This is a genomic window from Streptomyces sp. (assembly GCF_036566765.1).
GTDB lineage: Bacteria > Actinomycetota > Actinomycetes > Streptomycetales > Streptomycetaceae > Streptomyces.
Window position 1 is genome coordinate 1 of sequence record NZ_DATCVQ010000496.1, and the last position, 7,745, is coordinate 7,745.

The window sequence follows — 7,745 nt, forward strand, 5'->3', positions numbered from 1 at the left end:
ACCCCCTGTGACCGCAACCCTGTTCACGGGATACTTGAGGCATGAGAACCGCCGGGTACGCCGAGCTGGGCGCCTTCCTACGCTCCCGCCGCGAACGGATCCGGCCGGAGGAGGTCGGCCTTGTTCCCGGTCCGCGGCGCCGCGTGCCCGGCCTGCGGCGCGACGAGGTCGCCCAGCTGGCGGGCGCATCGGTGGACTACTACAACGAGCTCGAACGCGGCGCCGGCTCCCAGCCGTCCGAGCAGATGCTGGCCGCACTCGGCCGGGCGCTGCGGTTGACCGACGACGAGTGGCGTCACCTCTTCCACCTGGCCGAGCGGCCCGTGCCTCCCGCGGGCAGTGCGGCGTCGCACGTGCAGCCCGGGATGCTGGACCTGCTCGGCCGCTTGGCCTCGACGCCCGCGAAGGTGATCACCGATCTGCACGTGACGCTGGTCCAGAACCCGCTCGCCGTCGCGCTGGTGGGCGATCACACACACTTCACCGGCAGGCACGCCAGCTTCGCCTACCGCTGGTTCGTGGCCCCTGCGTCCCGCGCCATCTACCCCGAGGCCGACCACGACGCCCAGTCACAGGCATTCGTCGCCGACCTGCGTGCGGGAGCCGCCCGCCGAGGCAGCCGGGACACGGAAGCACGGTCCATGATCGCCGAGCTGCGAGAGGGCTCCGCGGAGTTCGCCTCACTGTGGGACCGCCACGACGTCGCCTTTCGCCGTCGAGACCGCAAGCGCATCAACCATCCCGAGCTCGGCCTGATCGATGTCAACTGCCTCAACCTGTTCAGCGAGGACGGTCGGCAACGACTGCTCTGGTTTACCCCCACGCCGGGCACCGACAGCGCTGACCTGCTCGAACTGCTCGCCGTGATCGGAACACAGTCGCTCACCGAGCCGTCCTGAAGCTGCCGACGCATGGCCACGAGTACTGGCGGCCTAGCCGTTCGCCTGACGGTGTGTGGTGAGGGCAGGCACAGTGGCCGGGGTGTTGCGTGAGCGGGCACCGAACTGCCCGGAGATGATCACGGCGCGGCGGCGGGTGAAGAAACGGCCCGCGCCGGCTGCGATGCCGTTGACCCGGCCCGAGACGATGCTGGGCCGGCGGTTGCCGCGGTCCAGCGAGCGCAGGCCCGCCTCGACGACCTGCTCGGGCGTCTGGTAGCTGCCGTTGTAGGCGCCGCCCGCCAGGTCATCGAAGAACTCGGTACGGGTCAGGCCGGGGGCGAGAGACAACACGCGCAGGCCGCTCGACCGCGACTCGTACCAGAGCGCCTCGGTGAAGCTCAGGACGAAGGCCTTGCACGCCCCGTAGACGGCCATGTCGGGCCCGGGCATGTAGGCGGCCATGCTCGCGACATTGACCAGGACGCCGCGTCCTGACTGGCGGAGCGGCTCGATGAAGGCGCGCGAGATGTCCACGAGATTCGCCACGTCGACGGCAATCTCGTCCTGCAGGCGATCGGGGTCCTCCTCGTGGAACGGCCCATCGGTACCGAAGCCGGCGTTGTTGACGAGGCTCGTCACGGTGAGGCCGCGGGCAGCTATCTCACCGGCAAGGGCCTGTCCGGCTCCGCGCTTGCTGAGGTCGAGGGCGATCGGGGTGGCGCGGACGCCGTGGTCGCGTTCGAGCTCGCTCGCGAGCTCCCGCAGGCGGTCGAGGCGGCGGGCGACCAGGATCACGTCGGAGCCGCGCTTCGCGAGAGCCCGTGCGAAGGCGGCTCCAATGCCCGAGCTGGCGCCGGTGACGATGGTGGTCTGAGAGGTGAAGTCGACGGAAGGCATACTGCACTGTAGGCACCTTCTTGCATCGAATGCAAGGAACGTACTAAGGGTAAGGTTGGTGCATGGATCCACAGCCCAATGCCCCGACGCTGCGCGAACGCACGCGCAGGGCCGTCCATGCCGAGATCACCAGCACCGCTTTGCGCTTGTTCGTGGAGCAGGGCTATGAAGCGACGACCGTCGACCAGATCGCGGCTGCCGCCGGGATCTCGCGACGGTCGTTCTTCCACTACTTCGGAAGCAAGGAGGACGTCGTGATGGGCGACCTCGAGGCGCTCGGAGCGCGTGTGCGCGAGACCCTCGAGGCGCGCCCCGCGACGGAGACGGCATGGGAGGCACTCCGCGAGACGTTCATCGGCTTGCAGGAGCAGGCCACCGACGCCGCGACCCCGCTGCAGATCGCCGATATGTACGCCGAGGCCCCGTCGCTGCGTGCACGACACCTCGAGAAGCACCTGCGATGGCAGGAGCTGCTCGCCCCGAACATCGAGCGGCGTCTGGGCATCGAGCCCGGCGCGACGGCCGACCCGCGAGCCCGCGCGGTCATCGCCGCGGCGCTCGCCTGTCTCGACGTGGCGGTGGAGGCGTGGCGCCAGTCGGGCGGCACGAGCGATCCCGTGGACCTGTTCGACCAGGCCGTGGACGCCCTCCGGGCCTGACCCGCAGTCCCAGGAGCACAGAGGTCGGACCGAGATCGAACGAAGAGCGACCAGGAAGCCCTCCTGTGGTCGTGTGGGCCATGGTGTCGGGCCCTGTCACGGGGCGGCCGTGGCCTGGTCCTGATAGACGGTGCTGTCTCCGGAAAGCGCGGTGACCAGTCCTCGTACGGCGAGGGTGCCGTCCTCCACGGCGTGCTGCACGGCGCCGGATACCTGGGCCTGGTAGTGACGCGCCCTCGCCTCCCCTGCGGCGAGCAGCGGCAGCACCGCCGCGAAAGGCGAGTCCGGGATGCCCAGCGGGCCGGCGGCCTCGCCGTGGTACCGACCGGCCAGGGCGTTCAGTAGGTCGCGCCAGCCCGGAGCGCCCATCGGCGATTCCGGTACCGCCGCGAGGGCCTCCGCCGCCGCATCGAACAGGGCTCCGACGAGAGCGCGGCTGTTCTCGTCCGGCGGAGCGGTGGTCGAGTCCAGCAGATCGAGCAGCTCACCGGCCCGTGCGTGGTCCTCGATGTCGAGGAAGAACTCCTCGTCGAGGCCGAGCAGGTGACCGATGTACCACCAGTAGCGGTACATACCGGACTCCTCCTCGGGAGTGAGCTGGTAGCCGACTCCCTCCAGGAACGTGAACGGCACCACTGTGAAGTCGAGCCAGGTGCGCGCGATGTCAGCCTGGTTGATCGGCACCCCCCACCGGTCGGCGTCCCAGCCGTGCGCCATGGCCGAGGCCCGTACCCGTGCGTGCAGCAGCCGGACCTGCACGGTCTGCACGAAGCCGGGAGCACCGCGACGCAGACCACCGGGCAGGATCGCCGAGGCGTTCCACAGCCCGGTCTCGGCGAGCCGGCGCGGCGCCGTCGACGTCAGCCTGCCCGTGCCCACGAGCAGCTTCGCGATCGCCGGGGAACTGTAGGTGTGCGCCAGCGAGCCACCGGAGAAGGCCAAGCTGCGCCAGTGCGGCGGCACAGCGAGCGACGTCCGGTCCCCGTCGTCCAGCAGCTCCGAAGAGACCCAGCCGGGCACGGTCTCGGCGTGAGCGAGCAGCGCGTCCACGGCGGGCGGAACGTCCGGCACGCTTGCCCGACCCTCGGCGAGACCACGCTGGAGCGCGGTACGGGCGGACCGGCCGAGCTCGTCGAACTCGACGATCACGGCGTCGGCGAGCGGGTCCCCCACCTGCAGCATGCGCAACATGAAGTCGGCACGATCGCCGTGCGTGCTCCGGGCTGAGGTAATGCCGACAACGCGGTCAGGCACCAATGAGTCAGTGTTCGAAGAGGTCATGACGGCATTCAAGCCGCCTCCCAGACCGACAGCCACGGCCTGTCAATCCCCCCAAACACACACATCGTGTCCCCGACCCGCTCGATGCCCGCTCCAACGCTGTCGGCTCGACCCCAGCCTCGGATCGACAGAGCCTGGATAGTCCCGCTCCCAGCGGCCAGCCTTGGAGCAGCACCGACCCCGGAGACCACACGAATGGTCGCGGCGCTGTCCTGCCCCTGCCCGAACGTGCGACCAGCCAGGAGACTCGATGAACCAAGACGACGACGCCGGACCGAACCGCTGGGGTGTGTCCCGGCGCAACTTCTTGGGTGGCAGCTTGGCTGCCGCTGCCGCCGTGACCCCGCTGACGACCGGACAGGTCGAGGCAGCGGGAGCCGCCTCGGCACTCACCGTGGACGGTGTGGCCCAGGTGACGGTGAGGGCCGCCGTCAACGGCGACCCGGTCACGCTGCGGGTGGACCCGCGGGCCACCCTGCTGGACACGCTGCGCGAGCGGCTGGACCTCAAGGGCACCAAGAAGGGCTGCGACCGCGGCCAATGCGGGGCCTGCACCGTGCATATCGACGGGCAGCGCGTGCTGTCCTGCCTCACCCTGGCCGCCACCACGACCGGCCGGAAGATCACCACGATCGAGGGCCTTGCCGACGGCGACCGACTGCACCCGATGCAGCAGGCGTTCATCGACCACGACGGCCTCCAGTGCGGTTTCTGCACCCCCGGGCAGATCATGTCCGCGGTCGCGATGGTCGACGACGAGGGCGGAGCGGACTCGGACGACGAGATCCGCGAGCGCATGTCGGGCAACATCTGCCGGTGCAGCGCCTATCCCCGCATCGTCGACTCGATCCGGGACGCCCAGCAGGTGATGCGCTGATGCGGCCCTACACCTTCACCCAGGCCCGCTCCGTACGCGAGGCCCTGCGGGGCGCGGGACCGGACACCGCGTTCCTGGCCGGGGGCACGACCCTGGTCGACCTGATGAAGCTCGAGGTGATGACCCCCGAGCGCGTCGTGGACATCAACCGGCTGCCTCTGGACGGCATCACGCTGGACAGCAAGGGGCTGCACATCGGCGCGCTGGAGCGGATGAGCGACGTTGCCGAGCACCGCACGGTGCGCGAGCACTACCCGATGGTCGCGCAGGCGCTGGAGCTGAGCGCCTCGGCCCAGCTGCGCAACATGGCCAGCATCGGCGGCAACCTGTTGCAGCGCACGCGGTGCGGGTACTTCCGCGACGTGACTACCCCGTGCAACAAGCGTGAGCCGGGCAGCGGCTGCGCGGCGCTGGAGGGGATCAACCGCGGCCACGCGGTCCTGGGCACTAGCGAGGCATGCATCGCGACGCACCCCAGCGATCTGGCCGTACCGCTGGTCGCTCTGGACGCGGTGGTGCACCTGGGCTCTGCCCGCGGCACCCGGACCGTGGCGCTGGACGACTTCTACACGCTGCCCGGGGCTACGCCCCACATCGAGAACACTCTGCGACCGGGCGAACTCATCACCGGGATCACGGTGCCCCGCTCCCGCTTCGCTGCACGCTCGCACTACCTCAAGATCCGCGACCGGCAATCCTACGAGTTCGCGCTCGCCTCCGCCGCCGTCGCCCTCGAGCTGCGCGGGCGCACCATCACCCAGGCCCGGATCGCCGTCGGCGGCGTCGGGACGCGGCCGTGGCGGCTGCCAGCGGTCGAACGCGCGCTGACCGGGCGGCCCGCGAACGCCGCCACGTTCGAGGCCGCCGTCACCCGCGCGGCGGACGGCGCCGAGCCGCGCGAGTACAACGCGTTCAAGCCCGCCCTGCTACGCCGCACCCTGGTGCGGGCGCTGACCGAGCTGCTGGAGAGCCGATGAGCGACGGGTCAGACGGCGCGAGGGCGGGCGGTCGCCGTGCTTGAGCTCGCCGCCCGGCTGCTCGGACGTGCCCGGGGCCGCACCCCGTTCGTGACGGCCACCGTCACGAGTGTGGCCGGCAGCGCACCCCGCCAGCCCGGCTCGTCGCTGGTCGTCGACGCGGACGGGGCGGTGCTGGGCAACGTGTCCGGCGGGTGCGTCGACGCCGCCGTGCACGACGCCTGCCAGGACATGCTCGCCGGGAACCACGAGCCCCAGGCGCTGCGGTTCGGGTACTCCGACGCCGACGCACTCGGGGTCGGCCTGACCTGCGGCGGGATCATCGAGGTGCTGCTACGTCACCACGACCCGGGCGCCGAGCCGGAGCTGGAACCGGCCCTCGCCGATGCCGCGAGCGGCCAGGCGGTGGCCGTGGCCACGGTGGTACGCGGCCCGAGCACGCACCTCGGGCGGGCGCTCGTCGTGCGGACCGGCCGGCCCGCCGAGGGTTCCCTCGGCGACGCCCGGCTCGACCAGGTCGCCGAGACTCACGCGGCTGCGGCCCTGGATGCGGGTCGCACCGGCACCGTCGAGATCGGGGTGGCCGACAGCTACTGCCGCGAACCCATGACGCTGCTGGTGGAGTCCAGTACCCCGCCCCCACGGATGCTCGTGTTCGGCGCTATCGACCATGCCGCCGCCCTCACCCTGCTGGGCACATTCCTGGGCTACCGGGCGACCGTCTGTGACGCACGGGCAACATTCGCCACGCCGGAGCGGTTCCCGGACGCCGACGTGGTCGTCGACTGGCCGCACCGCTACCTCCAGGCCCAGGCCGACGCCGGGCTGCTCGACGGCCGCACCGTCGTGTGCGTGCTCACCCACGACCCCAAGTTCGACCTCCCACTGCTGACGGCCGCCCTCCGGCTGCCCCTGACGTACGTCGGGGCCATGGGCTCCCGCCGCACCCACGAGAACCGCCTGGCCCGGCTCCGTGACGCCGGCCTCACCGACCACGAGCTCGACCGCCTGCGCTCCCCCGTCGGCCTCGACCTCGGAGCCCGCACCCCGCAGGAGACGGCCCTGTCGATCGCGGCGGAGATAGTCGCCCACCGGCACGGCGGCTCGGGGGCACCCCTGAGCACCGGGGTCCCCATCCACCACAGTGCGCCGTCGACCGGTGCACTCGCACTCAGTAGCTGAAGGAGTCACGATGCCCAGTTCCCCCGTAGGCCGCGAGACCGACCGCGTCGACGGCAGACTGAAGGTCACCGGCGCAGCCGAGTACTCCGGTGACTACCGCGCCACCGACCTCGCCCACGCCCACCTCGTCACCAGCACCATCGCACGGGGCACCATCACCAGGATCGAAACGACAGCCGCCCGTGCGGCGCCGGGTGTCCTGCGCGTCTACGCCGCTCCGGAGTCCCGGCTCAACCTGTATCCGATCACCGGCCCACTCGCCGGCTTCGTGGAGAACTACGTCCCTCTGAAGGACACGGAGGTCCGATTCCATGGCCAGGCCATCGCGATGGTCGTCGCCGAGACCCCCGAACAGGCGCGTGACGCCGCCGCACTGGTCACAGTGGCCTACGCCGCACAGCCACCGCGCACCTCTCTCGCGGACGAACCCCACGAGCCCGCAGGCCCCACCCTCAGCGGGACGCCGAGCAGCCTCGAGGTCCTGGCCCCTGGCGTCGAATCGATCGACGCCGCGCTCGACGCCAGCGACGTCGTCGTGAAGGCCGAGTTCCACCAGCACATCCAGCACCACGTAGCCATGGAGCCGCACGCGATCCTCGCCGTCTGGAACGGCGACCGGGTCACCATCCACGCCGGCGCGCAAGTCCCCGCAGCGTTCGCACTCGGGATGTCCCAGCGGCTTGGCGTCCTTCCGCAGAATGTCCAGCTGAACACCAAGTACGTGGGCGGCGCGTTCGGCGCCCGCGTCATCCTGTGGAGCGACACCCCGCTCCCCGCCGCCGCCGCCCGGGAGATCGGCCGCCCGGTCCGGCTGGTCCTCACCCGCGAGCAGATGTTCACCCTCACTGGACACCGGCCCCAGCTCACCCAGACCGTTCGGCTGGGCGCCTCCCGCGACGGCGTCCTCAACGCCGTCAGCCACCAGAGCGTCTCCGAGCGCCCGACCACGGTCACCTTCCCCATGACCCCGGCCCACAACACCACGGACGCC

At 71.0% G+C, this 7,745-nt stretch carries 8 protein-coding genes; 6 read left to right on the plus strand and 2 right to left on the minus strand.

Annotation, left to right across the window (positions count from 1 at the left end; all coding sequences use genetic code 11):
* The first annotated feature begins 41 nt into the window (after positions 1-41).
* A complete protein-coding gene (locus VIU94_RS28840; RefSeq protein WP_331915636.1) occupies positions 42-899 on the plus strand; it encodes a helix-turn-helix transcriptional regulator in 858 nt (285 codons plus the stop codon).
* Between the two features lie 33 nt (positions 900-932).
* On the opposite strand, the gene VIU94_RS28845 is transcribed toward VIU94_RS28840, so the two are convergent.
* Positions 933-1,778: an SDR family NAD(P)-dependent oxidoreductase gene (locus VIU94_RS28845; protein ID WP_331915638.1), complete on the minus strand. Its 846-nt coding sequence runs from the start codon at positions 1,776-1,778 to the stop codon at positions 933-935.
* Between the two features lie 62 nt (positions 1,779-1,840).
* On the opposite strand from VIU94_RS28845, the gene VIU94_RS28850 reads away from it, so the two are divergent.
* The gene (locus VIU94_RS28850) at positions 1,841-2,437 is read left to right on the plus strand and encodes a TetR/AcrR family transcriptional regulator (RefSeq protein ID WP_331915640.1); all 597 of its coding nucleotides are present in this window, start codon (positions 1,841-1,843) and stop codon (positions 2,435-2,437) included.
* Between the two features lie 96 nt (positions 2,438-2,533).
* Here VIU94_RS28850 and VIU94_RS28855 read toward each other — a convergent pair whose 3' ends face one another.
* Entirely contained in the window at positions 2,534-3,619 is a 1,086-nt protein-coding gene (locus tag VIU94_RS28855) for an oxygenase MpaB family protein (protein WP_331915642.1), read from the minus strand.
* Positions 3,620-3,968: 349 nt separating this feature from the next.
* On the opposite strand from VIU94_RS28855, the gene VIU94_RS28860 reads away from it, so the two are divergent.
* From VIU94_RS28860 to VIU94_RS28875, 4 genes are all read left to right on the plus strand, one after another.
* Complete coding sequence (locus tag VIU94_RS28860; protein ID WP_331915644.1) at positions 3,969-4,595, plus strand: (2Fe-2S)-binding protein; 627 nt, start codon at positions 3,969-3,971, stop codon at positions 4,593-4,595.
* Positions 4,595-5,572, plus strand: a complete 978-nt coding sequence (locus tag VIU94_RS28865) for an FAD binding domain-containing protein (protein ID WP_331915646.1) — start codon at positions 4,595-4,597, stop codon at positions 5,570-5,572. Before VIU94_RS28860 ends, VIU94_RS28865 begins: the two co-directional genes overlap by 1 nt.
* Before the next feature lie 36 nt (positions 5,573-5,608).
* Positions 5,609-6,754: an XdhC family protein gene (locus VIU94_RS28870; RefSeq protein ID WP_331915648.1), complete on the plus strand. Its 1,146-nt coding sequence runs from the start codon at positions 5,609-5,611 to the stop codon at positions 6,752-6,754.
* A 10-nt stretch (positions 6,755-6,764) separates the two neighbouring features.
* Positions 6,765-7,745: xanthine dehydrogenase family protein molybdopterin-binding subunit (locus VIU94_RS28875; RefSeq protein ID WP_331915650.1), on the plus strand; the 981-nt coding region annotated here is incomplete at its 3' end.